This window comes from Arthrobacter sp. YN (assembly GCF_002224285.1).
Lineage (GTDB): Bacteria > Actinomycetota > Actinomycetes > Actinomycetales > Micrococcaceae > Arthrobacter.
Map to the genome: position 1 here is coordinate 2,133,790 of NZ_CP022436.1, position 25,973 is coordinate 2,159,762.

Below are 25,973 nucleotides of genomic sequence, written 5' to 3' on the forward strand. Positions count from 1 at the left end.
TTTATGTGGCTAGTATCCGGAAACGCGTCAAAAAGGACGGCTCTTCGTCCTTCATGGTGGTCTGGCGCGACCCCAAGATCCGGAAGCAGCAGGGCATCACTGTCGACTCCGCGCATGAGGCTGAAACGCTCAAGCGGTTGCTCGATGCGAACGGTCAATCATTTGAGATCGCCCAGCAGGCACTTCTGGACAACAGGGCGAAGATACCCACGGTTGGGGAAGTAATTCAGGAGCACATCGACCTCCTGATCCGGCCGTCGAGCGGGACCGTCAAGACCTATCAGACGATGCTTGATCTCCATGTGAAGAAGGTCATTGGCCACGTCCCCGTCGACAAGTTGGATTATCGGATGATTGCCTATTGGGTGAAGTCGATGATGGCCAAGGGGCGCTCACCGAAGACGATCAAGAATGTGCACGGTCTGATCTCCGCGTCGATGAATACCGCGGAGATGCTGGGGTACATCACGCGCAATCCGTGCCGTGGGGTACAGCTTCCTAGCGTCGATAAGGCCGAGGACGAAATGATGTTCCTCACCCATGCGGAGTTCGGACTGATCATGGACGGCATGGGGGAGCGGTATACGGACTTCACCAACTTCCTGGTGATGACAGGGACGCGCTTTGGGGAAGCGACGGCGCTGACCGTTGCGGACATCGATTTGCTGGGCAAACCGGCGACCGCCCGGATTAATAAGGCGTGGAAGCGGGATGGTCAGAACCAGTTCTATATCGGGCCGACGAAGACGGGCGCTGGGAAGAGGTCCATTGGATTGAACCCCGCGCTTGTGGATTTGCTGATCCCGTTGGTGGCCGGGCGCCTTGGTGGCGACCTGCTTTTCACAACACCCAAAGGTGAGCGGATTGTGCACAAGCTGTACTGGCACCACTATTGGATGCCGGCGGTCAAGGCAGCGCAGGATCGCGGCCTGAGGAAGAATCCACGAATTCACGATCTACGGCACACACATGCGTCGTGGCTGATTCAGGACGGCGTCCCTATCTTTACGATCTCGCGACGGTTGGGGCATGCGTCAACGCGGACTACAGAGGGCGTTTATGGGCACCTCATGCCGGAAGCCTTGCAGGCTGGGGCGGATGCTACAGAGCGTTCGGTGACGGCGTTTATGCGCTGACCCTGTTGCTTCTTCTTGGCCGTGCCTAAGAAGCCATCCGGTTGCGGGCCCTATTACCGATGAGCCGGGTGCTGGTTGTGGCGCTGCCTGTGCCCGGCGCCCGGTGGGCGCCGGGCAGGATCTCACTCAGCCTGGCTATCTCCGCGATGTGCTCTGACGTAAAGACGATCTTTCCCTTGCCCCAGCACGCGTGAGGGAAGCGACCGGCGGCGGCGCCATCACGCAGCCAACCTTCACTGCAGCGCATGAGTGCTGCAGCTTCGGCAGGTTCGAAGAATTCCAGGTCCATGTCCATCCGATCTTGGCCAATCTTGCTTGACATTTCATCGTCTGATTTCACACAAGGAACATGATCGGTGGATGGGCCTCCGCCGTGCCGGTGGTCCAGCTCAGCAGTGTATCTGGTGGACCAGCTCAACTTCAGCGATCCATGGCCGGTGGGCTGTCATGGAAAACTCCGGAGTTTCGGCGCACTATAGGTTCCGTGAGTATCGATTCCTGGCCAGCAGAACCCGCTGATGATCGTGACAAGCGTCCTTGGGTCTATCTGAGGCTGATTCATGAGGGGCTTCAGATAGACGCGACCGAGTTACGGGATGTCATCCAGAGACCTTCGAACGATGCCAACCTGCGTAGTGTTGTGTTTGAACCTGGCCCCCAGCAAGAAGAGTACTTCGGTGAGCTGTACGTAAGGCTCCACAACTACGTGGCTGTTGTCGCCACTTTGATTGCGGTCAGCCGGATTTACGTGAGGAAGAATACCGGGGCCGCGTTCCGTGCCTTACAGCAGGAGCGAGTCGCTGCTCTAGGGGAGAGCGTGCCCGCTCAGATCCTTCAAGGCCTTAGGAACTATGTTGTTCACTATAACGTCCCTTACATGGAGATGACGGTGGAGCAGAGTGTCAGCCCATATCAAATGAGCTCGATTCTGCACATATCTTCTAAGAGCCTTCTAGATTGCAGGGGATGGAAGCCAGCGGCAGAGCGCTATTTACAAGAAGTACCCATGGTCAATCTGGGCCGAATCGTTGACGACTATACGGATCTCGTCAACGAATACTATTCATGGTTCTGGGCTGCGGTCGGAAACCTTGACAAGGATGGTTCTTAGTATCGACCGCGCATTTCGGTTGCCGCCGTCGAAAAGTGTCCATCCTGCTTCCGCGCCAGTTCGGTGGATCCGTAACAGTAGTCAGTGAAGTTCTGCGCGGCGGCACTGACCTGGTTGGGTACGTTTGCCGGCCGTGAGTTCCCCACAACTTTATTCGTAATGGCTCCCGCTCCATGCCTGTGGGCGCAGGCGGAGACGTTCCGCAGTCCTCTTGATGATCAAGAGCCAGACAATCAAGCTCCAGAATGAACAAGCAACAAGCCTCGCGTTTGAAGCGCACTTTGCGATTCACAGTGACGCTGACCATGTGGATCGAAATTTGTCGAGCCACCGACTGGTCAACATGCTGGTTCCGCTGAACGGGGCCGAGCGGAGGCCCCTGGCTTGGGGCCTCCAAAGTCGGCCCGAAATTTCCGATAGCATCCAGACGTGACTCGTCGAAGTTCTGATCGTTCAAATGCTGAAGCGCGCCGAAGGCGCCAGGTCCAGCAGCGCCTCGGCGGCCAAGGTCGATCACGGTCGGCCGAGTCGGGGTTGTCAGCCTCGGCGACCGAACCTCAGGCCGATTTATGGGCTGCTTCAAGGTCTGGGGCCCGCGCCGGGCGCGGGTTCCGTTATCAGGATCTCATTGCGGCCCTTATTGTGCTGAGTCTGTGGAGTGAGGGCGAGATGACTGCGGTGGTGACCCCGGAGGGGTACGACGACATTTCCGTGCAGTCCCGCACCGGGTCGCATTTCATTCAAGTTAAGTCGCGGCGCGAGACCGCAGGCGAGTTCCCGGCGACAGAACTGCGCAAACATCTGCGCTCCGTTGCTGCGGCTTGGATGAAGCGCCGCGATGCTGGGCTTCCACCTGCGACAATCCTGCTGCTTGAGCGTCCGGTCACCGGCATACCGGTTACTAGGTGGGAAAGCGCCCAGCGGTCGGGTTCGACCCTCGGGCCGCAGCTGTCCTGCGAGTTGGATACAGTCTCCTTCGGAGATGACCAAGCGACAGCATCATTTGCTGCCTCCATTTCTGTTGCTGTGTGCCCGGATCCCAAGGCTCAAGCGATCGGTATCGTCGCTGCAGCCCGTAGCATTCCAGAGTCGCTGGCCGAAGTCGTCGTATCTGCGGTTTGCACGCAGATCGGAGAGACCAGCAACGCGAACGCCGATCGCGATGCGACAAACCGTGCAGTTGTCGAAGTTTCCGGAATCGATGCTCTCGTAGACCACATCCTCGCGACCGTCGACCTGGAACTGCTCGATGAGGCAAGGGCGCTCGGGGTCTGTGGGGCCATTGATTGGGGAACGCCGGGCGACGGATCGGACGTACGGCAGGGCGCGCACGTGGGTGCTCCTCATGTCGCTACCGGCATGCTCGTGCCCCGTCCTGACCTAACACGGCAGGTGATCGAAGTCGCCGAGGCGCGCCGCCTGGCGGTCATCAGCGGGCCGAGTGGTAGTGGCAAGAGCGCGCTCGCCTACATCGCCGTTCACCAAACTCGCACCTCTTATCGCTGGCAACAAGTTCACTCGCTGACACCCTCGGGGCGCACGGGTCGTGATGCTGTTGCTCTGCTCGTTGCGCGCATTGAGTCCCTGCGACCGAGCGCCTATGCTCCGGTCGGAGTAGTGATTGATGACGCGGGGCGCCATGATCCTGCCCTACTCGACCGGCTCCTGCGCCGCCTCGCGGATCTGCCGAACGTGATCACGCTTGTTTCGATACGCGAGGAGGACCGCTTCCCGGTTCCATTGCTGTCATCCATCGCCACTATAACGCCCATGCTGGACGAAGCCTTCGCGGAGCAGCTGTGGCGCAACTACCGGGCCCACGATCTCACCGCTTGGGCCGGATGGCGGGAGCCAGCCGAGCGCGCAGGCGGCCTCCTCCTGGAGTATGTCACTCTGCTCACTGAAGGCGAGAACCTCGATGTCGTCGTCGCTGCACAAGTCCGGGCACGCGAAGCCGACCAGAGTCGGTACCTTGAGCTTGAGATTCTCCGCCTTGCATCTTGTGCTAACCAATACGGTGTTGCTGTCCCCGCCTATGCGCTCCAATTGGCTCTGGATGCCGATCCTGGAGCATTCACTGCAGCCAGCCGTCGCCTCATCGACGAGCACCTTGTCATCGAGGACTCGGGCAGTCTCTTACGACCGCTGCACGAAACCCGCTCGTCCGCGCTCGCCTGCGCGGCCCACCCGTTCGGACAGCGGGAGAGCCTCCGGCGCGTCGTCGCACTCGTGCCCAGCACCGAACTGGCACGATTCCTCCGACGCGCACTGGAATCCGGGGCCGACTCGGCCATGATGATCCAAGCCGCAACCGAGCGCGTCTCACGCGATCACGAGCTCGAGACGCTCGTAGCGGTCGCGACGGCTTTCCGTGCCGACGGGCTGCGCAGGCGGGCCGACGATTGGAAACGAATCCTCGACGAATGTGGCGTTGATGCAGGCAACGCAGTTACTGCGTTCTCGTTGTCCCGCACCCAGCCCCGCTACGACACTGACCAGCTCTTCAAGCCTGAGATTGTCGCTGCCGTCGAGCGGCTCCGCAGTGTCCCGACCGATCCGGATCTTCAACCCCTGTGGCGAAAGATCGACGCGAAGCTAGTCCAAGAACTCGTGACCGCTGCGGTCTACTATGACGATGCAACGCATCTCCTTTTACAAGCCATCACCGTACTTCGCGGTTATGACGCCACAGCCTTTGAAGCCGCGGCGGACGCAATCGGCGGCCGACTAGCGGTATGGGCGCTGCAATACGCAGCCGACGTCACGGAAGCGTTGCGCCGAGCGGCACCCGAACTGGCAGAACGCGCCGTCACGGCAGCTGGCGGCGAACAATTTCTTTTGCGCAGGATCGCAACAGAAACGCCGTGGCTAGCGGCGCTTGACCGCACGGAGGACGGTGTTGCAGGCAGCTGGATCTTCATCGATGAGGAACTACAACCGGATCAGAACGAATCGGTCGTCGAAGTCTGCCGGCTCGCCCTCGCTCTCGCCCCCACAGCGAGGATAGCGAAAGTAGGTGCCGTCGATGCCCTCGGACGTTTGGTCAAGTTCGGCGGCTACCCGCTCGTGGACAAAGCAATTCCGCGGGAAAATCTGCCCCACAGTCTTGAAGTCTCCGAAAATAGAGCCCAAGCTCGCGCCCTTGCCCGCAAATATGGCGCGGGCACGCTGACATTCAAGCTCGCGGCTGAGGCCGAAGCGCTCGGGGCCGTAGTCGATCTGCTCCCCGAGGTCACGATCGCCCACCTCGGCGATCGAGCCGTGGCACAAGCGATTGTGCGCCGGTTCCAGTCGGCAACGGCACTGCTTTCAGAGTTGGACGCTCCGGCTGACGAGGGTTACACGGACGAGGTGCCTGGCGCGCTCGGCGACTACCCCGTTGAAAGCAACCCAGTCACTGTCGTGCGCTCGCTGCTCCTGCACGTCATTCCGAACCTTGCCCGGGCTCCCGTCGCCGAGCGCCGCCCCATCCTGACAGTCGGCACACTCGACAACCTCATCCAAAAGGTCGGCACAATGATCGAACTGGATCGATACCGCTACCTCCCCGATCCACCGAACTGCGCTCAGTTGCTCGACTCTCTCCGCCACCTACGTATGATCGCATCCGCCAGCGCAGGAGCGGACTCCCAAGTCCGTGCATCCATGCGCGCCGCCGCTGGCCGACACACTGGAAGTGCAAGGATTATGGCTGCGGCCGCTGTTGCCACAGAACGCTCCTCCGCGGCCCTCCGGAGAGAGGCGGCGCGAATGCGACATGCGCTCACTGGCTCGGGGTTCGCCGTCACGGTCGCCCCGAGCTGGTCCGACCACACGATGATGAGTTGGACACCCGGAGACCTAGCGATCACGGTGGAAGGGAAAAGCGTCTTCGCTCATTTGAATGCCGTCACTGCCCTCGCGGATGCTGCGCGGGATGCTCGTGAACAACCGGACCGCCGCATTTGGATCGGACTTCGGTTGCCCGATGGGCATCCGCGTGCGACGATCTTCCAGGTCGCACACGATGGGGTTCTCCCACTTGGTAACCGCGAGGCGCCTTCCGCGTTCGCGGATTCACTCGCTGCGGCACCGATTTCACATCCCTATGTCACTTATCTTCAGCTGGCTCGTCGTCTCTCATCGATCGCCACACTCATCGTGATCCGCGGAAGTGCTATGGTCCCCGACGTGGAAGGCAGGGTTCTACAAGAATCGCTGGCGAGTCTAGCCGAAGTTAAAGCGCAACTCGATGAACTCACGTCGGCGCATGCTGGAACGGAGTATGTTTCTGCACTCAACAACGTGTTGACAATCGTCGGCTCAGCGGTCATCGAGGATTTGTCTATTGCCAAGGCTGCCGTGGAAGAGGGCCGAGCGGGGTGGGGAGAGATCGCAGGCTTGCAAAGCCTCATTGTCCTTGACACTAACAAGGCGGCAGAGGAGAGCGCCGCTGCTGCGGTGGTCTACGGTATGACAGCCGTCCTCGAGGACGTCGAGGATGATTTTGAGGGCGCAGATGGGCGCATTGCACAAATGCATGATCACGCGTCCAATTCCTAGTGGACGCTTCATTCGTAAGACGGGCAGCATTTCTGCCGTCCATACTGGGGCTGGCTGCTGAGGAATGGCGTCGCAATCGTCAGCCACAGTCGCAGGCGGGGGGAGTGCGACAGGCATGCTCACCACGTTGATGAATCGGCAAAACCGAACTAGGGAAAGTCCGAAAATCTCGTGGGTTCCTGTCTTTTTGAACCGGACCCATGAGACTACGAGAATTTTATCCACAGCGGTAATTAGGCACGTCTGAATCCTAGAATTTGACCAGTTAGATAGTATCGCCATGTCACAACAGTTATTGCTTGGGAACGTCAGGTGGGGCCACTTTCGGAATTGGTTGTTGCAAGTGACAGTCGTCTTGGGGCGGTGAGCATTGGGACGCTTGCGCGAAGATTTTCGACGTGGGCCGCGATGATGCAGTCCTTGCCTTCGCGGGAAGCACCTGGCGGGCACTGCCGTTGGTGTTTCAGGCTGTCGCCACTACGCGTTCGTACAATGGCTCGGCACTTCGCACCCTTGATCTCCATCAGTTTGCAAAGCATCTCGAGAGCGTCCTGAACGCAGTTTTGGACAAAGCCAAGGGTCCGGCTTCCCGTGAAGCGCCTGAGTGTGAATTTCTTCTAGCTGGTCATGGAGACTTAACGGCTTCCGTATCTACCGATACACCTTTGACAAGGACAACTGGCGCTTTACAGGCAACGGCACACACCGGGCCGGCTGCCCCGGCGCTTTGAGGCCCGGGACGCGGAACTCGTTTGGCCACGATTGGCGATGGAGGCCGGAGACTCCAGGGAACATTGGCGCGGGATAACAACAAGGGACTGATATCCGGCGCCATGGACTACTATCCACTCGAGTATCTCTACCGCCAAACCCAGGACTCATCCATGAATGAGGATCCTGTGGGCGGCCCGGTGCAAGTGTCCAAGGTCTACCGCTCAATCCGCGTCGAGCACTTCGCGGTGCGGACCGCCAACGGTCTGTAGTCTATGGACGACCCGTTTTGCCTTACGAACACCTGGATCTACGAGCGATCGAGCGGCGGGACGATTCAGGTGAGTGGTTCACCAAAGCCAGCGCTCCACAGATTCCAGCAGCGCGTGCCGCTTTTGAAAAGCTCGAAGAAATCATGGATGGCCGGAACGAATAGTGACCGAGAGGTGTCCTAAGTTTCGCAAACTGCTGGAATGCGACATCAAGTAGGTACTGAGAGTTTCAACTCTTAAGTTCTCGCTGTAACTCAACTTTTAGAACCCGCTGCAGATATTCATTCTGACAACGGAAGCTCACGGCACGCTCAGATCTACGGTGATCCGGGCAAGGTTCGGCTGGTTGCGAGTGCGATCCATGCGCCGACGAAGATCGCAGCCTTTGCAGACGACCCGTCTCTCCGACGTGCCGTGTTTTTCTTTGGCGTCAGCCGAGAAGCCAAATAATTTGGTACAACTGATGACCCTATCCGTTCCGCGGATGACTTCGGACTCTGGGTGAATGCTGAGCATGCCCGCATTCGCAAGGTGCTCTGAGTCACCCAGGCCACCGGACTGAAGACATCGATGTCGGGATTGCGATCCGAACAAGCTGAACGCCCTTACTCTGGACATGTCCAGAGTAAGGGCGTTCAATGGAATTAGGGGTTCGCCAAGGGCTCGATAAATGTCTGTCGCGTTGGGCCGAGAACGAACCAAGTGAACGCATCACTGGGGATGCCCATGAAAAACAATCCATATCCCGCAGGACAATCGCCGGCGGAGCGTGCCGCGAGAGCCTTCGAGGGCCTAAAGCTCCCTACTCACCTCAACTTGGAACGTCTGGTCGAGGTAGTCGAAGGCGTTCGGCATCGGCCAATACAGATAGAAGCTGCCGGAGCTCTGAACGGCGGCACGGTCTGCGGCTTGTGGCTGTCCTGTGAGGACGTCGAGATTATTTTGCACGCAGTCAGCCCGTCTGGACTTCATCGGCAGCAGTTCGTTCTGCACGAACTTGGGCACATGGTTTTGAGGCACGACGAACTGGGCGTGCCAGCGGAATACATAGAAGTCCTGTTCCCGAACCTTCCCGTGGGACTAGTCTCACGCGTCCTTGCGCGGAGCAGTTTCACTGATGATCTGGAAGCGGCCGCGGAATCGCTCGCAGATCTCTTCGCAGCAGCAATCAGGAACAGCGCCAGGGAACCAAGATCGTTCGAGAGGGTTTTCGAATGATCCAGATTGTGGCCGCAGTTTTGATTTGGCTGCTCGTCATTTGTCTCGTCCCTGGAATCCGGGTACGGCGCGATCACAGCGTGCTGACGGCCGCCATCACGATTTCAGTCGCGCTGACGCTGAATATCGATCAGGTCTATGTAGGCATCGATTCCCTATTGGGTGGTCGTAACTTCGTTGACCTCGTGGCCAATGTCTCTATGGTGGTTGGGATCTACTTTCTCGCCAGAGCGATCATTCGGGCGGCGACGCCCGACGAGACGGTCGAGAAACGAGACTCTGCTGGCATGATTCTCTTGGCCGCGGTGATCGTGGGCCTTGCAGCCAGCTTCAGTGTTATCGTCACCCAGGGCAGTTCCACCCGTTTCATGGTGGATTACGGTGACCAGTGGCCTGCTGCCCTCTACTCATCCATCCAGTTCGTATACATCGGTTACGTGGTAGGCGTTACCGGCACTACGTGTTTCCGATTTCGAGGCGACATGCGCAGGCCCTACTTCCGAATCGCATTTACGTCCATCGGGGTTGGCTGTTGCTTTGCCGTTCTCCTTGTATTGCTTGTGCTGGTCATGGATGTCCTTCATTTGCAAGGGCGCCTGGATACGATGCGTGCGGTCTCGCCTATTTACGATGCGGCGGTCGTTGCCGCCATGACGTTCCTGTGCGTGGGTCTGGCCATCCCACCCGTGGCGCGTCGAGTTCTCCGCCGTAGGGAATCCGTGACTGAGGAGGAGTTGGTTAGCGGCCTCACGAAAATCTGGGAAAGGACAACAAAGAAGCGGGTAGATGTTCGGCTCGCAGGAGACGCCGAAATGATCAGCCAACAGGACCGGGCGCAAAGGCTCCATAGAATGCTTGTTGAAGTGCAGGACGCGCTGTTGGTTGAGCCCGGTTTAGGAAGCTGCTTGGACATCCATGACCTCAATGTCTTGAACGCTGCCGAGAACTATCTGGCGGGATCTTTCGTGCGCCAAGTTCCAGTTCGTAGACGGAAGGGGGAGCGGGCCACATGACGGATGGTGCGAGTTCCTCCGAAACCCCTCAGACCAGATTGGCGCGGAAGCTCAACCTTCTTCTGGACCTCTATGAGGCCGAGGGATCCGAGGCCTTGACCTACCCCGAGATCAATCGGCACATGAGCCAGCGTGGAACGCCACTTTCCCGCTCCCGCTGGGCCTATATGCGCAGTGGCGATAGCTCGCTGGCGACCGATCCCGGGCTGCTTAGTAACCTTGCAGAGTTCTTTGGAGTAGACCGTGATTACCTCTTGGATGATGCCGGGGAGATACCAAAGCTTGTAGACGCTCAGCTGGAACTTCTTCGTACCCTGCGTGAGTCACGTGTGCGGAACTTCGCCGCTCGTCAGTTGCAGGGGATCTCTCCGGAAACCCTGGTGAGGCTCCGCCAAGCGATAGACGAACGCAAAAGGGTACAGGGGGTGGACGATGCCGACAGCAATCAGTCGTAGGTTTTTGGAGGTAGGCGTTCTTGCTGCATCAGGGGCTTTGCTTGCAGGCGTCGCCAGTGCAGCGTACTTCGCTCGTCAGATTGTAGTGCCAAAATACAGTCGTCGTGAGGATTTGGACGTTCGGGCCGTGCACACCATTGGCGACGGATCTCTAGAAATCGAACTTCCCGATACGGAACAAACGAGAGCGCCGGGACGATACAGTTTTTGGTTTGAGCGGGGGACAGGGCATGCATGCCTCGGACCGGTCGTGGACTCCCACCCCGACCAAAACACAGTTGTCCGGGCGGTGGAGCGTGTGGACTCCGGAGACCTCACACTGGCCAGCGCTGGGATCTGGAGTGGGTACGTTTACTCGAAACCGGAGCAACTTGGTGTGCCGTATGAAGACGTTGAGATTCCGGTCGCGAATGGTGTCGCCCCTGCGTGGAGGTTCGATCCGCCCGCCAGTGTCGAAGCATCCGGTGTCTGGGCCATCCACGTCCACGGAATGGGTGGCAGGAGGGCAGGCACTCTGCGAGGCATACCCATCGCGAGGCGTCTGGGACTGACTTCGCTGGTTGTCTCGTTCCGCAACGACGGCGACGCCGCTCCGTCGTACGATGGCCGCTACAACCTCGGCCAGACCGAGTGGCGCGACGTCGAGGCCGGCATCAACTATGCCGTTTCCAATGGCGCTGAACGCATTGTCCTTTTTGGGTGGTCACTGGGAGCTTCCATCGCCCTTCAAGCAGCGGCTCTGTCGCCGAATTCCTCGCGAGTAGCCGGGTTGGTTCTCGACGCGCCAGTCTTAGACTGGCGGACGACCCTGGCAGCGAACGCCAAGGCGGCAAGACTTCCCCGGCCAGTTGTGCACCTGGGCTTCTCCATTCTTCGGTCCAAGGCCCTCCGGTGGGTGACCGGCCTTGCTGAACCAATCTGTCTCGATTCCCTGAATTGGCTGGCGCGAGCAACTGAATTGAACAAACCGATCCTCGTACTCCATGGTGAGAAGGACGACACGACGCCCTTCGAAGCATCCAGGAAAGCTGCCAGTCTGAGGCCGGACCTAGTCAGATTGGTGGAGTTTGCATCTGAGGGACACTCTCTGGAGTGGAATGTCGACCCCGAAAAATGGGAGCGATCGGTCGAGGAGTGGTTCTACGGTCTCCCGCTGGCTGGCTCTAGTCCTGAACAAGCGGGAGCGCAGTCGTAGGAGGTATCTGCACTGAGTACTGGGCCGCTAGGTCAATGAGATGACACTCGACGAGTGAGGCGTGAGCGGAGTAACGCTCGTCGGCCAAAGCCTGAATGTAACCAGCCGACTCAAGGACGAGGAGATGACGCCGAACCGTCGCTCGAGAAGCCTGAAGTCCTGACGCCAAGACGCCAGGGGTCGATGGCCCGCTTCTGATAAGGAAGCGAAGGATCTGGCTCCGTGTTCGGTTCATCAAGATGGATGTCGACATTCAAACCACGGTTCAGGATTGTGGAGGATGTTTGCTGTAGACGGGTCTACAGCAACAGGATACGCCTTTTGTAGTTCGCGAAAAAGATTGAATGCAGTTGATTGTCTAGCCGCGGCACGCGCGGAATACTGATGGCAACGCAGCAGTATTTCTCATCGAACGAGGCCGTCGAAAGGTGGAACATGCCGGCAAAGGACGCTAGCCGCAACGGCGAGTTGTCACCGCAGGCAACCCTCGCCCGCCGGCTAAACCTGCTTCTCGACGTCGTAGTGGCCGAGAGGGGATCACCTGTCACTTTTAGGGAGATTGAAGCCGACCTCCGAGCTCGAGGAGTCAAGATCTCCAGGGCCAGATGGTTCTACATGAAGGACGGGACAGGGCGCCTGGTTAGTGACCCGGAGCTGCTCGCCGCTATTTGCGAGATGTTCGACGTCGATCCCTCCTATCTGCTGAACGGCGTCGAAGGCGACGTTCCCGAACGCATCGACTCGCAATTGGAGTTTGTGAAGTCTCTGAGGGCAGCCCGGGTGAAGTCCTTCGCTGCAAGGACGCTAGGGGACGTCTCGCCGGAAACGCTGCGGGCAATCTCCGAGTATTTGAACAAAGACATCGACTTGCACCCGAAGGGCGAGCGAGCCGCAGCTACTCCTCCAAGACATAACGAAGATGGGCGTCAAGTAACTCCTTGATGCGGGCAGGATTGGCTGAGTAACGGGGGGAGCGGCCGTGGCGTCGTCCGGCTTCCACGTCGACCTCGATGGCGCCTACTTCCTCAAGTGCGATGAGGTGTTTGGCGACGCTGGGCTCGCCGGCGCTGACCGCTGCGACAATGTCCCCTCTGGACGCAGGACCGTTTGCCGTCAGGAACCTCAGAATCTCATTCCGTGAGCGGTTCCCGAACGTCGCCACAGCGTCTTCAACGTCGGGCGACCAGGCGTCGTCGTGAGGCTGCGTGATCCGTGGCATGGCTTCATTCTTACTGAACAACATGCAAAAAGTAAGAACTTGGGTCTTGACGATACTTTAATTATCTTTGACAATAATTTAAAGAAGCTTGTGTTGTGGTCAGGATCGCTACTGCCACGTCGTGTCGCCCCGTCTGGTGACGCTGAAGATATTCGAATCCGTTAGTCGAAGCGGTGAGAGCCATGAGCCTGGAACACCTGGCGGGCAACGCTGAAATAGAGAACTCAAACTCATCCCCAGTGGATATTTCGCTGCTGAGTCCGGTGACACCGACCCTGCGAGTTTCCGTCGACCAAATGATGGGAGCGGTTGAAGGCGTGCGTCGCTACGTCATCTCGCACTTGGCTCGGATCGGCCGCTCGTGCGATGTGGACGATGTCATGCAAGACATCAGGATGGCTGTCTGGGACGGGGTGGCACGCGGAAACTACCGACAGATCCCTGGTGTTCCATTCGGTGCCTGGGTTCAAGGTGTCACCGGAAATGTCTGTGCCGCGCACGTCCGCAGAGAGCTCGGCCACAAGACGCTTCCGCTGCTTATAGATCCGGGCGAAGGTGAGAGCCCGGAGATTGTCCGGCAGCTAACGGTGTTGGTCGTGTCCCGTGATTACCGCGATGCCGAGGAGATCATCGATCAAGAATGGGCGCATATGGTTCTTGGGCTGACTCGGGCTGCTGTGTCAGCTCCGGTATGGCGCCTCGCGGTGGACAGCCTTACCGAGCCGCGACGATACGCCCCTCCGTCGCCGCAAGACCGTCGCCGCTGGAATGCAGTCACCGCGGTTCGGCAGACTGCAAAGACAATAAGCCAAGCGTTGGATGTAGATCCTGAAGTTGTGCACGACATGTCCGGTCTGTGCCGGCACGCCGTTGGTTGTCTGCCGAGTCCGCTGCTGCGGGGAGTGGCCGCAGCCATCGTGCTGCCCGAACATCACGGCGTCGAACGGCAGGCTGCCATAGCCGAGGTTGCCGAAGAGTTCAAAGTCACTGATCGATACGTGGCGGTTCAAATCGGCACGGCCCGTCGGCTGTATCAAACGGCATGGAGAGTCATTCGCAGTTCCATGACTTCCGCTGTTTGAGTCATGTTGCTGATTAGCGAGCTGAGCCATGAACAGGCTAGGAGGCAAACATGGTGGAATCCGTTTGGCATGGGCGAACAACTCGTCGGTGGGTGTTTGGCCTAGCACTGGCGGCCATCCTTGGCGCCTTCATTCTCGTTCTGGTCGCACCGCGGGAGTCGCCGTCTACGAAAGGGACGGGTGTCCCATCGGCTAAATCTTCGACGTCGCGGGCGCTGCCGAGCATTTCCCCGACGCCTACACCAAAACCAACAAAATCAGCATCGATTGCTACGGTACCAGCGTCCGGTCCGCCTAAGACGGCCGACTACAGGGTGCTTGCGTCTGCGGCCGCCGTGGCAATCTATAGCTGGGACAGTAGAAGTTCGTCGTATTCAGATGTGTACGCTCGAATTCGAGGTTGGTGGTTCGTTCTCCCTGACGGATCAAATCCGTTGGCGGTCCTGGTCCAGGAGTTTGAGGCAACGGGCATAAACGCGGGGTCCTTCGCTTCGCTTGCGGGCCAAGGTGCCTACAGGGTAGCAACGTTCGAATCCATGGCATGCGACAACGAACTAGTAAGAGTTCGCGAACGCCCTGCTCCATGGGCGGGGCTTCATGTCTGCACGGTTCGACTCAAGGTCGTTGACCAGACAGTCAGTAGCAGCAATTCATACACAGCGCCGGTCAGTGTCATGGCTAATTGCCCGCCGGCAGCGACCGCCCCGCCTGATCGATGCCAAATGGTCGGCTTCTATGCCTCGACAAGCCGGATCGTCTACTGATGCCGCATCCCGCTTTGGCGATGGCCGTAGTTAGGCGCCGAACGCTCGTACGGGCTGCCATCGCCGTCGTTCTCGTCATCGTGCTTTCCGTTGGTGTTGTTGTCAGCGCCGTCGCTCTAGCCCTGGCAGGCGACAAGCCGGAATCGCCTGTCGGGTGTGTGTCGAGCAGCGGCGCTGTCACACAAAGCGTCCTCGAGAACAGTGGATCTCGGCCGAATGGTCAAGCCGTTGGACTCTCCGCAGGGCAGATTGCTGTGGCGCGGGGGTACATTTCCGTCGGGAAGCAACTTGGCGTTCCTCGGGAGGCGATGGTGATCGCCATTATGATGTCTCTCCAGGAGTCGACCCTCCGGATGCTCGCCAATGCGAATGTCCCTGCGTCATTTCAGTTTCCTCATGACGGGGTTGGGAGTGACCACGACTCAGTCGGTTCGGCACAGCAGCGGCCAGCGGCTGGATGGGGAACCGTTGCGGAGCTGATGGATCTTTCTTACAACGCACGGGCGTTCTATGGAGGACCCTCTGGACCGAATCAAGGCAGCCCTCGAGGTTTGCTGGATGTGCCAGGCTGGTCTGCAATGAGCAAAGGGCAAGCAGCTCAAGCAGTCCAAGTGTCGGCGTTTCCAGAGCTCTATGCTCGATGGGAACTACAGGCGACAGCCATCGTTGACCTGCTCCAGGGTGTCACCACCGTCCCGACGTGCATCGCCGGGGAGAGCGGCCGGCCAGATCCGATCTCTTCAGAAGGGTTATCTCAAATCCGACAGGACATTTTGCGATTCACTCAGGCGGGCGTGGGCGGTGCTTATGTCTGGGGTGGAACGGCCTTCAAGGCCTGGGATTGCTCCGGTTTCGTGCAGTGGATCTATCGCCAGGTGGGCATCGAACTACCGCGTGTGGAGCAGTGGCGAGTCGGGCGAATGACTGACCGTCCTCAGATCGGAGACCTTGTCGTGCAGAATCCACAAGGTCCCTATAACTGGGGACATGTAGGGATCTACGCTGGCGACGGCATGATGTATAGCGCGCTCAACCCGTCCGCTGGGACGTTGCTACATCCGATCGATTGGAATCCGGGCAGCGCCTACTTCGATCTGCTGCCATGAATGTCCTGGCAGATAGTTCGGATCCAGATGGATCATCCGAACATAACACGTATGCGTGGCCCGTGAACAAATCTCCTCCCGTGGCGCTCGGACAACTAGTTCGGTAATCCAATCAACGCCTTCTACATCGGTGCCGCTGTGACGACCAGATGGACTACGAACGGCGGGGTGCGATTGAACTGCACCCCGGAAGACGGACCCTCGCTGTTCCTGTGCATCTGCTCATTGCACTCTCCGTCGGATATCCCTACGGTCCCGCCCGGTGGAAGATCGTCCGCTGTTCCAATTCCAGGAAGAGGAACATATTCATTTGTACTTGGCCGCGTGACCCTGCAGCTCCAGTTTCACTGTCTGCACCATGCGTAGAGACTCATCGTGCAGACGATTTGCAGCCTTCCCAGACCGTCATCAAGTATTGATGGTGACGGTTAAGAAGTCAGTACCTCTCGACAGAAGGGCTAATAATCCAACCTCGGTCAACGGACTTGCGGACGATGTCGAGCCTGGAGACAGCGCCAAGCCATTCTAAAAAATGTTGGAAAGGTATCGCTTGACAGTGCCTTCAGCGGTAGAGAGAGCGGATCCAATTTGGAGATTCGATTTTGCACCAGATGCAAGTGTCAGTATCTCTACCTCGCGGAGACAGCGGATTGTCATCCGCTGTCGGAGAATTGATTTGACGAACGATCCTTCGCGGTACGCCTGGCTAAAGATTATCTAGTGCGAGACTTTGCCACTATGCGCTCGCTAACGGAGTACAACCTTGCGCCGGCACCCTAGTTCCCTTAGATCTGATGGAGAGATGATGGTTGTGCAGGACAGAGCCAACCTTGACGACCGGCAGCAGCAACTGTACGACGCCTTGGATGAGCGAAGCCCGGCTCTCGCCGGGACATATAGAGCGGCCATCCGAATGCTCGGGACCCCGGCGGTGGCAGGCGAGGAACGTGCTCGTGTTTCGCTTATCGGAAATGCGATGCGAGAGGTCATGAACGCCCTGCCTTCAGTCATTGGCGAGACCACAGGCCGCCTGAAGGGTAGGTCCGCGTCAGCCCTCGCCCGCGAGCTTTCTGATGCTCTGGCGCTGTCGTCTGACCTCGACCTTCGGCAGGACCTAGACTACATCCCCGTGCCTAGAGCAGTAGCGATTGCTATTGATCAGGTAGTACAAACGGTGGTTCTGGAGACCAAGCAGGTCCGCGACGATGCCGCCGCTCTCCTCGCCGAGGGTAGCAGCAGCGATCATCCAGCGGTCGGGCAATGGATTGAGGCCCGTGAGTTCTTCGTTCGGTGGACCCATCTGGAGCGTCCACCCAGGGATAACGGTCATGTGCCAACCGACGTTGAGATTCTGCGGAATATCCGTGTTGTCGAAGACCTGGTTGCCGTTAGGACTGCAGGCTTCTTCGACACTCGTCGGCTACTCGACGAGTTGTTGGCTGAGATCAATCGCGCGGATAAGCCTCCGACTTCTGAACAAGTTCAGTATGCCTTGCGCCAGATCCCAACTCTCCAGCTTCGTCGGGTCTTCTTCGAGGGGAACAACAGCCCACTTTGGCTGCAACCATTGGCTGCCGCAGGTGTCTTCAGCACTCCGCCCGAACCTACCCCGGGGGACGACGGCTACACTCGTGAGCCGTATTGGCCCGAAATCGAATTCTTGACTCGTATGGCCGGCCTCGTACCAGACCAAGTGGTTGGCGTTTTTCTTGCTCTTCGGAGCACTAGCAATTCGTGGGTGCGTCGAGCGGTGTTCGATATTGGGGCCAGGATCCCTGCAGAGCATGCCGCACGTCTGGTGCCAATGATATTGGAGTGGGGCGTGGATGGGCTAGGTTGGAGGACTGACCCACGTTCACAAGGCGCTTTGACCAAAAACCTGCTTGACAACGGGGAAACCAAAGCAGGACTAAAACTTGCCAACCTACTCTTTCGTCCCCGGGCCGAAGGCCAGCAGGGCAAAGTTGAGGTTGCGTTCGAGGACTACTGGTACGCCGAGGAACTGCCTAAGGTCGCCCAATCGCTGGGTGAAATCGGTCTCCGCACGATTACGCCCTGGCTTGAAGACTGCCTACGGCTTAATGAAAGCGTCACTGAAGATTTTGATGTGAGCTACCTGAGACGAGCCGTCATTGGCCGTAAGGATCACTCGCTACCGAGCGTTGAGCATGCCCTCATCGATACTGTTCGTGATCTGGCGACAGCAAGCATCCGAAGGGCTCCCGATAGGACCATCTCGATGCTTTCACGAACACCAATTCTGCTACTTCGTCGGATTGTTCTGTTCGCCACCGCGGAAGCTCTCCTGCTTTTACACGCGGAGCGTGGGGACACCGTGGCCATCATCTCTGCAGGTAAGGACCTCATCTCTGACCCTCTGTCAAGCCAGGAAACATGTTGGCTTGAATTGGCTCACTTGATCAAGGCCGTCGCCGACATCGCACCGGATGAACTCGCGGAGTTGGCTCTACTTATCGGAGCCGTTCCGCGTGTCTCAACAACTGCGGTGGGGAGATATCCACGTAGGGAAGATGATGTGCAGACGTCTCCTGATGAGCGGTCGTCAGAACCACGGGAGAGATGGCAGCACCGGCTTCTTGCGGCGATCGGGGTACCGTCCCTCCCGCCCGAACTGCAGCAGCGGTTGTCAGAGTTGGATGCGGAACACGGTGTCATCGAGTCGCCCCTGGCACCTGATCTGAGCTCAGGATCGTGGCGTGGGCCGACCAGCCCGAGTTCCCAAACTGAGTTGTCCGCGATGGACCCTCGGGAGCTGGTCGCACACCTTGAATCCTGGCGGATAGGCGACGATTGGCGAGGACCAACGCACGAAGGCCAAGGACGCGAACTCACCACTCTTGTGTCCACAAACCCGTTTGCCCTCGCTGGCATGTCAGATCTCGTCGAACGACTACGACCGACATATCTTCGGGCAGTATTAACCGGGTGGGAAGCCGCGATCAAGGCGGGTTTCCACCCCGAATGGAGTCAGCTCCTGGACGTCACGCATGCTGTGCTCGATCGTGCCAAACCTTCAGTGTTCGCTCCCGAAGGGCATGACTTTGAGGACGATCGGGACTATGGACATGCAAAACATGCGGCGATAGGCCTCCTGGAGGAAGTGACTAAGAAGCGAAGCAACCTCTCCGTCCCCAATTTAGTCTTGGAGCAGGTGGGTGCAGTGCTGATCGCAGCCGCAGAGGACGATGGAGCCTGGAGTGAGTATGCCAGCCGTCTTCCGAGTAACCCTGCGGATCCCTTTGCAATATCGCTGACCTCCCGATGGCCGGTCTCAGTCAGGGGTCTCGTCAACCTCCTAAGCCACGGGCCTGATTCTTCGTGGTTCCACGGGGCCCTGGTTGCGCTTGAGCGCGAACTTGGGCGCCCAGATCGGCACGGAGCAATCCATGCAGTTGTCGGTGAAAGCCTGGTAAAACTGCATAGCCACGCTCCCGATTGGCTGACGGCCAATCTCGCAAGGCTGTTTGGCGGCGACGAGGGAATCTCCACGTGTCAGCAGGTGGCCCTCACGACGGCACTAGCGGCACATCATTCCCACAAGGCTACGTTTGAGCTTCTCCGTGAGCCGCTGTCTGCTGCGCTTCGTCTAGAAGAACCGATCGCGGTTGGGTGGAAAGGGCGGTCCGAACCCCTTGAACTGATAGGTCAGTGGATTGTCGAGTCGTTTGTATGGGGCGATATCGACATCAACGACACATTGCTACGCGATTTCTTCGAGTTGGTCCCGCCGGCAACCAGAGGGGCGGCGGTCGCCAATATCGCATGGCAGTTTGTGGCGATGAAGTCGGTTGACGTGCGCAATGCGCAACGATTGGGCGAACTTTGGGATGAGCGCGTCGCGAATGTTCGCGCAAATCCGGAGGAAAGGGCTGAACTCGGCGACTTCTACTGGTTCGTAAAGTGTAGAGAGTACCCAGTCGAATGGTGGTTGCCACGGTTAGTCGAAGCAGCTGAACTTCATGGCCGCCTCAACAGTCATGGGATGATCGGCGAAGTTTTGGCCCAAGCCGCGCCGGTGAATCCTCGCACGTCGCTCGACGCGCTCCGACTACTACTGCCGGAGGGGGTTGACGCAGAGGCAAGGAGCTACGATCTCACGGAGTATGCAGCCCCGGCCGTAATAGCAGCGGGTTTCGCGTCAGACGATGAGCAACTCAGAACAGATTCGCGGCAGCTGATGCATGCATTGGGCGCCCGCGGATACCTGGATCTTGAGCAACGAGTGCTGGAAATCGTTGAAACCCCGGGAAAGCCTCAGGAAAAGTAGTCGGAAAACTCCCTACGCCCATGCTTGCCAACGTTGGCATGCCGGCTGCCAACACATCCACGGTGGCACTAGTTTAGTGGCGGGGTCCGCTCAGACGAGGCACGAGGCCAGCAATTCCGGTCGGCCTAAACTACAAACCGGACCGATCGACCTAGCCTGGCACAGCCAAGTGCAACGGCCACAGCCTAGGCACGGGATAGTGTTCGTTGCCTGAGCCCATGATCGCTGCCCTCGCAGAATCCGTTACGATGCGACAACGCATACTCGTTCGAGAGAAGGAATCTAGTGGCAGCCAGTCGTCCTGTCGTGTTTGGGATCTATAGCTTTCCGTCTGAAACTAAGGCGAAGGAAGAGTGCAAGCGGATTCGCGACAAGTACATTCCAGACGGTCGCTTGACTGACCCCGCGGATGACGTCTTTTTCCGAGCCTTGGTCGATGAACACCGTCATCGGGAAGAGAAAGTAGGTGCAGGAATCGAGTATTTTCAAGTCCGCCTAAACGGTTCCTTGAGGGCCAGGACGGGCAACTACGGCGTCTGGATCAAGCAGTATGGAGTAGACGACCTGATCGATTTTGGCTATGGCGGAGTCATAAGCCGACTCGCTAATGCAGGAGGTGCTCGCCAAGAACATGCTCGGATAGACCGGGCCCTGCGACTTGCGATCCGTCCAATAACGGACGAGTTCTTGTCGACATGGCGTGAATCGGGCCGGCCGCTCGTATCTTGTCTCAGCGGTGAGACGATGCGCTCAGGCGACGCCATCGACGTCGTTCATGACGTGCCGCGCTGGGGCGAACTTGTGCGTGGGTTTATCGCCAGATTCGCCGAGCTCTCCGCCATCGAAACACGGCGACTCGATCAGTCGTTAGGGGAGATAATCGTGAGTGATGAGATTCGGTCGTCCTGGATTCAGTACCACCGGGATCATGCTGTTCTGGGTCTGTCCACTCCACAAGAGAATGCTGCCAGGTCGAGAGAATTAGCTTGAACCAGAGCATGGCAGCTTGGATACTGAATGCGGAACTTACGTCGCTCCGAGACGGCTGGTGCTGCCACTTTGGGCGGTGCCAGCCGTAGTTGGGAAGGCTTACCACGGGGGATGATGGGTATCGGGATCGCTACTACGAGGCTGCCCCCAACAATCCGCCAGGCACTCCATGAAGTCATAGCGGGCAAAGCCGTATAACTGCTGCCGTAAGTAGAGGTCCGGCTCTAGATCCGCCTTCTCGATGGCGGCGGAATACTGTTCCTGGCACCCGCTGCGGCATTCTCGGCCCGGTGGCCATGGTTCAGGCGGTGCAAGCTCAGGTGGGAGTTTGTCGAACCAATCCTCGCGATCGAAAAAGTCCCTCAAAGGATCTCCGGGGAATCTCGCGAGAAACGGGCCGACTAGGAGGCGGAGGTTCTTGCGACTCTTTCCGAGGCGCTGCCGTTCATGTTCGAATCGCGCAGGCAAGGCCTACGCCGAGCTGATGCGTCGAATCGATGCCGGTCAACCCGTCTAAGCACGAGTCAAAGCAACCGCAGGATGTAACGGCAAGGTGGTGACAGTTCGTAGCTTGGTGAAGCCGCAGATTGTGGATGACTACGTGGCCACCGTCATGCAGATCGCAGACCGGCTAGCGATAAGCAATTCTGAGTCGAATGGCAAGCCTCGGAGTGAGGATTCCTGAACGAGCTAACCATCGGGTAGATGCCCCACTCGGCGCGGCTCGTTCCCTCAGTGTCCTAGTGGTGATGCATGATTAAGTCGTGTGTCGCTGAGAACATTGACGGCAAGGTCGCCCTGGCTAATAGTCTAGGGTAGCATTCAACGGAATTTAAGTATTGGGGGATTCTGGCAGGCTGCAATAGCTTATTCAGAAATACTGTTTATGGCACAAACTGAAAATCAAATCTTGCCTCTGTGGTCGGACGAACCTGCATCCACAGATCTACTATCGTTTCAAGCAATCGCGGAAACTGTCGCCGACGCCATTTTCGACGACGGACTCAATCCTATCGCCTTGGGTATTTCTGGATCATGGGGTAGTGGTAAGACTACGGTCCTTAATCTTGTCGAAAAACGGCTGAGTGGCTGGACGGACGATGACCAGAAGATCATTGTTGTTCGCGCAGACCCGTGGCGTTATGACCCGGCCGTGGGTCCCAAGGAAAGTCTGATTACAGAGGTCCTAGGGGCGCTGGCTGAGGAGTGTCGCACGGACGATCCTGTGAACGATGCCGCCAGCAACACTCTCAAGAAACTAGCGAAACGCGTAAATTGGTCTAAGGCGATCAAGATGGCGGCTCGTACTGGTATTACGATGCAACTCCCAAGCCTTGATGACATTTTCGACTTGGTAAGCGATGACAAGGAGTCATTGGAAGGCGAGAAGGGTCTTGCTGCATTCCGGAAAGAGTTTTCGGATTTTCTAGGAAGCCCAGCCCTTGCGCATGTCGAGCAGGTCGTCGTCCTCGTTGACGACCTTGATCGATGTCTTCCGGAAACGGTTGTTGAAACCCTTGAGGCGATTCGATTGTTCTTGTCTGTAGATGGGATGTCTTTCGTCATCGCGGCCGACGAGGAGCGCGTAGCGGAAGCAATTCAGCAGAAGCTCCAGACTCCGAAGGCTGCAACGGAGGAAGAGAGCGTTGCGAGTCTGTACCTCCATAAGATCGTTCAGACCACGATCCCTCTCCCGGCCCTAAGCAACTTCGATACTAAGGCGTATCTTTTCTTATTGCTTGCCAAATCAAAGCTTGGCGACGTTGCGTACGCCCAGCTGGTCATTTCCTGCAACGAGCTCCGTTTCGGGGCTGGAAGTCTAGATGATCTTGCTATGCCCGAAGGATCTGATCTCGCTCTCGAAGCCGCAACGGCCTCCCGACTAACCCCGGTCCTTTACGAGAGGTTTAAAGGCAACCCGCGCCGTATTAAGCGTTTCATGAATGACCTATATGTGCGTCAGGCCGTTGCTTCTCGTCGGGGAATCAGTCTCGCCTCCGATGCTATTGCTAAGTTAATGGTGCTTGAGCGGTTGTTTGAAAGTGACTTCATGACGGTTCTTGATTGGCTGGCTAGCGGCAATCTGAGGCCTCAGTTAATGGCTTTGGACAAGATCACAGCATCCGACGAGCCTGCCCCGATCGCCAAGGTCGTTGATGGCAAGAGGCCTAAACTCAACGTCAAGACGGAGCTGCCTCCGCAAGAAGACTCATTAGGTGGGTTCTCGGCGACTATGGTTCGGTGGGCTAAGCTGCCTCCAGAGCTCGACGCTGGCGAGGTTTCTGGCTACCTCACTCTTGCCGCTGCATTCAAGGGGCGCCAACTAATTGACGAGTCGCTGCCCCAGCAATTGCGTGACATCGCGGCAGCTCTAACGTCTGGTTCTCAACTCGAGAGGACATCCGTTAATGATGCCGAGCTCGCGGCATTGGCCCGGGGTGATGTCGATACACTCATCCAGTACTTGGGCAGGAAGATGCAGGACGACCCGGCTGTTCAGCTTGGGGCGGTCAACGGCATTTTGACTCTTTGCAGTACCCACGAAGACCTAGTTGAGGTTGCCACGCGCGCCTTGCTGAAATTGCCAGCGCAAGAAGTTAGCTTGCCGACAGTGCTGCTGTTCAATTCTGGAGGAGCTGCGCAGTTTGTTGAAGTTCTCGGAGCTTGGAAGGCGGGAACTGAAAATAAGCCGGTCATCAAGGCCTTGGATTCAGTTCTGGACGCGGGAGCCAAGTAGATATGGGTACAAGTGGCTCATTCAAGGGTAGTGGCGGCGCCGACGCAGGTAGCTTAAGGGATTCGATTTCGAGCTGGCTTGATGATGCGCCCGCTGCAGTCGGATCGCAGGAACCAAATCGGGCGAACCCGGATGTGCAGTCTCCCGGTGAGCAAGGGAATGTTCACCCTGCTCATGCAGGGTTGGACCCGGCAAGTCTGGCCCCGATGATCCGGCTGTGGCGCCGAGCCGGGGGTGGAGACGGTCCTGGAAGTGGTGGTGGCGGAGGTGGTGGCGTCGGCACGAAGGGTGGACGATCGTCAGGTGGCCCCAAGCGGACCGTTGGTCGTGTTGCAGGTCCGGCAGGTCGAGCAAGTTCCATTGCCCGAGCCTATGCGACTGGCGATAGGGCAACTCTCGAGCGCTCAGGTCTTAACTACGACGAGCTTCGTGCGCTGAACGATCCGCTGGAAGTGGGCAAACGAATTGCGGATGCCGCCTTCGAGACACAGCCCGACGGCTCCATAGAAGACAGCGAAGCCCGAATAATCGTCTCGGAACTCGTTGCTTGGATGATGGACGTACCCGAGGACACCCCCCGTCAACCCGACGAGATTGTTCGACACACAATCGAACAGATGATTATCCAAGGAACGATCAACGAGGTTGGCTCAACAATCCGTGGGGAGAAAGACAGGGCCAAGCGTCGCGCTGTTGAGGCGGAGATTCGGAGTGCTGCCGCTGTCATGGCTAGCCAAGCCACCCTTAGTGCTTCAGGCGCGAGCGCCGCGGAAATATCAGCTGCTATTGAGAGCAACGTTACGCTGCTTAGCAGTTTTTATACGGACACGAAATGACCCGAATCGCACTTTCTCTTGATCGTGTCGAGGCCGAAAAGCTAGAAGGCTATGACGAGGTCTTCCTATGGGATGGGAGTGCCACAGATAGTTTCAAGTCCAAGCTCCATCCCGGCCTCGCATCGCTCGGAAGTGTCGGTGGGGTCAATGCTGACTTCGTTCGGATAGCTTTGGCCGTGTATGCCTCGGACCACTCTGTGCTTCGTGAGTCAAAAGGGTCCGATTGGAACCAACGCTCGTTTGAGCTAACCGTTCCGGTCAGCGTTCCAGCGAAATGGGCCGCTCAAGCTGATTCGCTGACAGGCCTGTTGGGTTATCTAACCGGTGACGCTTGGTCGTTCACCTTTATACAGTCAACCCTTCCCGATGCTCCGCCCGTGATGGTGGAGGACACGTCACTGAGAACAGTCCTCTTTAGTGGAGGTGCCGACTCGGCCACAGGGGCGTTGGTTTCGGCCCATTCCTTGGGTCCTGATGAGACCCACGCCCTCCTTTCGCATTCAAGTTCCGGCGCGACGGGTTCCGCTCAGCAGCTCGTAACAGCGGCCCTCAATGGGCACTTCGGTTCCAAGAACTCGGCCCACCACCGAATTTTTCTCGGCAGGGCGAAGAAAAGGCTTGATAGGACAAAATTTCCTAAAGAACCATCAAGTCGTTCGCGTTCACTGCTTTTCCTTGCCCTAGGCCTGGCGGTTGCGGAGCAGAGCGGCGGCCCTCTTTGGATTCCTGAGAATGGTTTTGCCTCTTTGAATCCGCCCCTTGGGCCAGAGCGGAGAGGCGCACTCTCTACGCGAACAACGCAACCATGGTTCCTCTGGAGGGTCAGTTCATTGCTTGCGGACATGGAAGGGCATGGTTCGATCATCAACCCCTTCGAGCACATGACAAAAGGTGAAATGTTCCGACGCGTTGAGGGCATCCTGGGAGCCGATGACGCTTCAGAGTATCTGAGTACGACCAACTCTTGTTCTCATACCGACCAGCAGTACGTTGGGGTTTCAAGTGGCACGCATTGTGGGGTTTGCTTTGGATGCATCGTCCGCCGCGCCTCGTTTAACGCATCGGGCGTGGCCGATAAGACATGGTACTTAAGTAACGAATCTAGTGAGAAGATTCTGGACTACGTAGAGAAGAAGTCTATTATGACTGCATTGAGAGACTTTGTAGAACTGGGTGTCGACGAGGCGGTCATCATGGCAATGCCACTCCCGCCCGGCTACCTTACCCGCACAGCACTGGAGCTGTCGCAAAAAGGCACGGGCGAACTTGAGGACTTCCTGGCGTGAACACAATGCCAC

General features: G+C 57.9%; 20 protein-coding genes. 16 read left to right on the forward strand and 4 right to left on the reverse strand.

Features of this window, described 5'->3' with window-relative positions:
• The first annotated feature begins 5 nt into the window (after positions 1-5).
• Entirely contained in the window at positions 6-1,136 is a 1,131-nt protein-coding gene (locus tag CGK93_RS09690) for a tyrosine-type recombinase/integrase (protein ID WP_089594633.1), read from the forward strand.
• A 25-nt stretch (positions 1,137-1,161) separates the two neighbouring features.
• On the opposite strand, the gene CGK93_RS09695 is transcribed toward CGK93_RS09690, so the two are convergent.
• Positions 1,162-1,425, reverse strand: coding sequence for a DNA-binding protein (locus CGK93_RS09695; RefSeq protein ID WP_157731689.1), 264 nt, complete (start codon positions 1,423-1,425; stop codon positions 1,162-1,164).
• Between the two features lie 195 nt (positions 1,426-1,620).
• Between CGK93_RS09695 and CGK93_RS09700 the strand changes: the two genes are divergently transcribed.
• The 7 genes from CGK93_RS09700 (at position 1,621) to CGK93_RS09740 (ending at position 11,653) form a co-directional block, all read left to right on the forward strand.
• Positions 1,621-2,247 carry a hypothetical protein gene (locus CGK93_RS09700; protein ID WP_089594635.1) on the forward strand — a complete coding sequence of 209 codons (627 nt, stop codon included), beginning with the start codon at positions 1,621-1,623 and terminating at the stop codon, positions 2,245-2,247.
• 642 nt (positions 2,248-2,889) lie between these two features.
• On the forward strand, positions 2,890-6,789 hold the full coding sequence (locus CGK93_RS09710) for a hypothetical protein (protein ID WP_332460088.1): 3,900 nt from the start codon (positions 2,890-2,892) through the stop codon (positions 6,787-6,789).
• Between the two features lie 752 nt (positions 6,790-7,541).
• Positions 7,542-7,772 carry a hypothetical protein gene (locus CGK93_RS24075; RefSeq protein WP_232481595.1) on the forward strand — a complete coding sequence of 77 codons (231 nt, stop codon included), beginning with the start codon at positions 7,542-7,544 and terminating at the stop codon, positions 7,770-7,772.
• Positions 7,773-8,498: 726 nt separating this feature from the next.
• Positions 8,499-8,990, forward strand: a complete 492-nt coding sequence (locus CGK93_RS23515; RefSeq protein ID WP_157731693.1) for a hypothetical protein — start codon at positions 8,499-8,501, stop codon at positions 8,988-8,990.
• Positions 8,987-10,003 (forward strand): hypothetical protein, encoded by a 1,017-nt coding sequence (locus CGK93_RS09730; protein ID WP_089594641.1) that lies wholly within the window; start codon positions 8,987-8,989, stop codon positions 10,001-10,003. Before CGK93_RS23515 ends, CGK93_RS09730 begins: the two co-directional genes overlap by 4 nt.
• Complete coding sequence (locus CGK93_RS09735; RefSeq protein WP_089594642.1) at positions 10,000-10,458, forward strand: hypothetical protein; 459 nt, start codon at positions 10,000-10,002, stop codon at positions 10,456-10,458. Before CGK93_RS09730 ends, CGK93_RS09735 begins: the two co-directional genes overlap by 4 nt.
• A gap of 250 nt (positions 10,459-10,708) precedes the next feature.
• Positions 10,709-11,653 carry an alpha/beta hydrolase gene (locus tag CGK93_RS09740; RefSeq protein ID WP_157731695.1) on the forward strand — a complete coding sequence of 315 codons (945 nt, stop codon included), beginning with the start codon at positions 10,709-10,711 and terminating at the stop codon, positions 11,651-11,653.
• Here CGK93_RS09740 and CGK93_RS24585 read toward each other — a convergent pair.
• Positions 11,622-11,906, reverse strand: coding sequence for a helix-turn-helix domain-containing protein (locus CGK93_RS24585; protein WP_089594644.1), 285 nt, complete (start codon positions 11,904-11,906; stop codon positions 11,622-11,624). The genes CGK93_RS09740 and CGK93_RS24585 overlap by 32 nt on opposite strands.
• Before the next feature lie 131 nt (positions 11,907-12,037).
• Here CGK93_RS24585 and CGK93_RS09750 point away from each other — a divergent pair, with 131 nt between their 5' ends.
• Positions 12,038-12,595: a hypothetical protein gene (locus CGK93_RS09750; RefSeq protein ID WP_232481596.1), complete on the forward strand. Its 558-nt coding sequence runs from the start codon at positions 12,038-12,040 to the stop codon at positions 12,593-12,595.
• Here CGK93_RS09750 and CGK93_RS23520 read toward each other — a convergent pair.
• The gene (locus CGK93_RS23520; protein ID WP_091325166.1) at positions 12,549-12,872 is read right to left on the reverse strand and encodes an ArsR/SmtB family transcription factor; all 324 of its coding nucleotides are present in this window, start codon (positions 12,870-12,872) and stop codon (positions 12,549-12,551) included. The two genes, CGK93_RS09750 and CGK93_RS23520, sit on opposite strands and share 47 nt — an antisense overlap.
• A gap of 182 nt (positions 12,873-13,054) precedes the next feature.
• Between CGK93_RS23520 and CGK93_RS09755 the strand changes: the two genes are divergently transcribed.
• Positions 13,055-13,954: a sigma factor gene (locus CGK93_RS09755; RefSeq protein WP_089594645.1), complete on the forward strand. Its 900-nt coding sequence runs from the start codon at positions 13,055-13,057 to the stop codon at positions 13,952-13,954.
• Between the two features lie 1,243 nt (positions 13,955-15,197).
• A complete protein-coding gene (locus CGK93_RS23525; protein WP_157731697.1) occupies positions 15,198-15,824 on the forward strand; it encodes a C40 family peptidase in 627 nt (208 codons plus the stop codon).
• A gap of 525 nt (positions 15,825-16,349) precedes the next feature.
• Here the strand turns inward: CGK93_RS23525 and CGK93_RS24590 are convergent.
• The gene (locus tag CGK93_RS24590) at positions 16,350-16,481 is read right to left on the reverse strand and encodes a LuxR C-terminal-related transcriptional regulator (protein WP_198318402.1); all 132 of its coding nucleotides are present in this window, start codon (positions 16,479-16,481) and stop codon (positions 16,350-16,352) included.
• 145 nt (positions 16,482-16,626) lie between these two features.
• Between CGK93_RS24590 and CGK93_RS09765 the strand changes: the two genes are divergently transcribed.
• The 5 genes from CGK93_RS09765 (at position 16,627) to CGK93_RS09785 (ending at position 25,961) form a co-directional block, all read left to right on the forward strand.
• Positions 16,627-20,112: a hypothetical protein gene (locus CGK93_RS09765; protein ID WP_089594647.1), complete on the forward strand. Its 3,486-nt coding sequence runs from the start codon at positions 16,627-16,629 to the stop codon at positions 20,110-20,112.
• Between the two features lie 285 nt (positions 20,113-20,397).
• Positions 20,398-21,102 carry a hypothetical protein gene (locus CGK93_RS09770; RefSeq protein WP_157731699.1) on the forward strand — a complete coding sequence of 235 codons (705 nt, stop codon included), beginning with the start codon at positions 20,398-20,400 and terminating at the stop codon, positions 21,100-21,102.
• Between the two features lie 886 nt (positions 21,103-21,988).
• Positions 21,989-23,839 carry a KAP family P-loop NTPase fold protein gene (locus CGK93_RS09775; protein ID WP_089594649.1) on the forward strand — a complete coding sequence of 617 codons (1,851 nt, stop codon included), beginning with the start codon at positions 21,989-21,991 and terminating at the stop codon, positions 23,837-23,839.
• 452 nt (positions 23,840-24,291) lie between these two features.
• Entirely contained in the window at positions 24,292-24,675 is a 384-nt protein-coding gene (locus tag CGK93_RS23835) for a hypothetical protein (protein WP_198318403.1), read from the forward strand.
• The gene (locus tag CGK93_RS09785) at positions 24,672-25,961 is read left to right on the forward strand and encodes a hypothetical protein (RefSeq protein WP_089594651.1); all 1,290 of its coding nucleotides are present in this window, start codon (positions 24,672-24,674) and stop codon (positions 25,959-25,961) included. Before CGK93_RS23835 ends, CGK93_RS09785 begins: the two co-directional genes overlap by 4 nt.
• Positions 25,962-25,973: the final 12 nt, after the last annotated feature.